2 protein-coding genes are annotated in these 2579 nt (G+C 64.9%); both read left to right on the plus strand.

Annotated elements, in window-relative coordinates; translation table 11 throughout:
* The first annotated feature begins 803 nt into the window (after positions 1-803).
* Complete coding sequence (locus ABSB13_RS17050; protein WP_428110554.1) at positions 804-1685, plus strand: ATPase domain-containing protein; 882 nt, start codon at positions 804-806, stop codon at positions 1683-1685.
* A gap of 12 nt (positions 1686-1697) precedes the next feature.
* The coding region (locus ABSB13_RS17055) for a DNA polymerase Y family protein (protein WP_428110556.1) at positions 1698-2579 on the plus strand (882 nt) is incomplete at its 3' end.

A 2579-nucleotide genomic window follows, 5' to 3' on the forward strand; every position in this document is an offset into this window, starting at 1 on the left:
GCTGGCGCTGGTGATGGGTGCTCTGTTCGTGATTTTGCTTCCCCTCATCGGGTTCGCGATGCTGCCGATCCTGCTGGTGCGCAAGAGCCTCGCCAGCAAAGGCTTGATCAATGTCACCCGTGCGTCATTGCGAAGGCTCGCGGCGCTGACCGCCCCGGAGTCATAAACGCAGACGGCGTAACTTGGCGCGGACTGGGTTACCGGCGGCAGGGTGAGTGGAGCTAAGCCCCCTGCCGCTGATGCGCTTACGGTTAGACAGCCACCCTCGGGTCGAGCAGGAGACCTCCGTGGGCCCCCGAACGGACGGCGATGGCGCGCGAGATCCTTCGCTGCGCTCAGGATGACTCAAAAAAAGCAAGCGTCCCCCGCGTCGTGATAGAGCAGTAAACGCGGTTCAGTCATTTCTGTCATCCTGACCGAAGCGAGCAACGCGAGTTCAGGGAAGGATCTCGGACAGCTTCGCACCAGCGAAGCCGGTACCGGTTTTGAGTCGCTGCGTCCAACTTTGTTTTTCAGGCCGGGTTCAGGGATGAACTAATTCAGCCTGACCCCGGCGGTCGTGGCGTGCTATGCGTGCGCTATGGTCAACCGCCAGGATATCCCGCACTCGCCCGGCTCGCCTGAAATCGGGCGACCTCTGCGTCTGACAAAAATTACTTTTGACGGAACAAAGCTAGCCCTAGTGCGCAGTCATCCCCAAACCACTACCGATGGTATAAAACGCCCTTTCCGCCTCTATTCGATCACTCCGAATCGCGCCCATTTTGGTTGACAAAAAGCGAAAAAAGAGCGAAACAGTGCCTATGTCGGCACTGTCAAAACCCTCATGGGGCAACCCTTCAAGCCCGATTCAGGCCGTCAGGTCGCCGTCTCATATCCCGCTCGAAAGGCCGCAACCACTTGAATTTTCAGGAGTTTTTCGTGGCCATAAACTTACCCGCAAAGACCGCCGCCTAAGCTCCGGACTCGCCCCGCTCGACGCCCTGATCGACGGTGGAATCCCGCGCGGGCGAATCAGCGAGATCACGGGCCGCGCCGGCTCGGGCAAGACCTCGATTGCCGCATCGTTCGCCGCCTTCGCCACCCGCCGCGGCGAGGTCGCCGCATGGCTCGACGCCTCGGGCGCCTTCGATCCCGAGAGCATGGCGGCTGCCGGCGTGGAGCTTGGGCGGATGCTGTGGGCATCGATGAAGATGGCGAAGACGACGACGGCATCGCCGATGACGCGTGCCCCGCTTCCATACGCCCGCTTCGCCGCCGGCCCGCTCGCGCGCCATCAATCCGCGATCGTCAAAGCTGCGCAGCTCGTGCTCGAGGCTGGCGGCTTTGGCCTGGTCGTCATCGATTTCGGCGAAGCGCCCCGCGCACTCGCGCACGCGTCAGCGCTTCGAATCGCCCGCGCGGCCGAGCGCAGCGGCGCAGCCGTGATCGCGATCGCACCGTGGCGGATATGCGGGACGTTCGCGACGCTGAGTCTGGATGCCAGCCGCGCCGGGACCTCGTTCAGCCGGCTCGCTCCCGGCTCACCGGTAATGTTCGACGGACTGGCGGTGGACGCGATGGTCGCGCGGAACAAGCTGGGCGGGACGGGGCAGCGTGTTCGCGTTCGCGCTCTCATCGATCCGGTTCCGATTCCAGATCCAACCGGCTTGCATCCGCAGCTTCGAGTTTCCGCAAGCAGCTAGCGTGGTGTCCCGATGGCTCGTATCGCGTGCATCATGGTCGCCGATTTTTCTATTGCGGCGCTGATGCGTTCGAATCCCGCGCTGGAGGCCGCGCTGCTGGCTATCGGCCGAAGCCTCGCTCCGCACGCCGAGCTCGACGCCGTGGCGCCGCGCGCGCGTGAACTTGGAATCCGCCCCGGGATGACGATCGCGCAGGCCCGCGCGATCTCCTCCGATCTGGCCGTGGTCCATCGCTCGCCCGCCGCGGAAAGTTCGGCGCATTCTGCGCTGCTCGACGCGGTCGAATCGGTTTCGCCGGTCGTCGAGTCGGGCGCGCCGGGATGCGTGTGGCTCGATCTCGCCGGCCTGCATCGCATCTACAATGGCGAAGCAGAGATTACCGCCGAGCTGACGCGATGCGTGCGCAGAGTCGGGATGGAACCCGCCGCCGGCGTCGCGGCCAACAAGGAGTTGGCGCATCTGGCCGCGCGATGCGGGGGCGTGCGCGTGATCGAAGCCGGGCGCGAGCGCGAATTCCTGAACTGGCTGCCGCTCGACATGCTTGATCTCGGAAAATCGGATCGCGGCGACGACCTGGAGACCACGCTCGCCAGATGGGGGATGCGCCGGCTCGGCGAGCTGGCGCGCCTCAATCCCGACGCTGTAGGCACGCGGCTGGGCCGTCGCGGCGTCGAGCTGGTCCGCCTTGCGCGCGGTGGAATCCACGCGCCGCTTGTGCCGCGCCGCCGCGCCGAGCTTTTCGTCGAGACCGTCGAGCTTGAATACGGAATCGAGAACCTGGAGCCGCTGGGATTTGTCATGCGTGCGATGCTCGAGCGGCTCGCCGAGCGGCTTTCGATGCGCGCGCTGGTCGCCGGCGATATCACGCTCGCGTTCGGGATGAGCGGTCATCGC

The sequence above is a fragment of the Binatus sp. (SeqCode) genome, from assembly GCF_050013435.1.
In the GTDB taxonomy this organism is placed as follows: Bacteria; Desulfobacterota; Binatia; order Binatales; family Binataceae; genus Binatus.

Coding starts and splice junctions, on each gene's coding strand:
- ABSB13_RS17050 (WP_428110554.1), top strand. CDS start 804: ATGTCGGCACTGTCAAAACCCTCATGGGGCAACCCTTCAAGCCCGATT.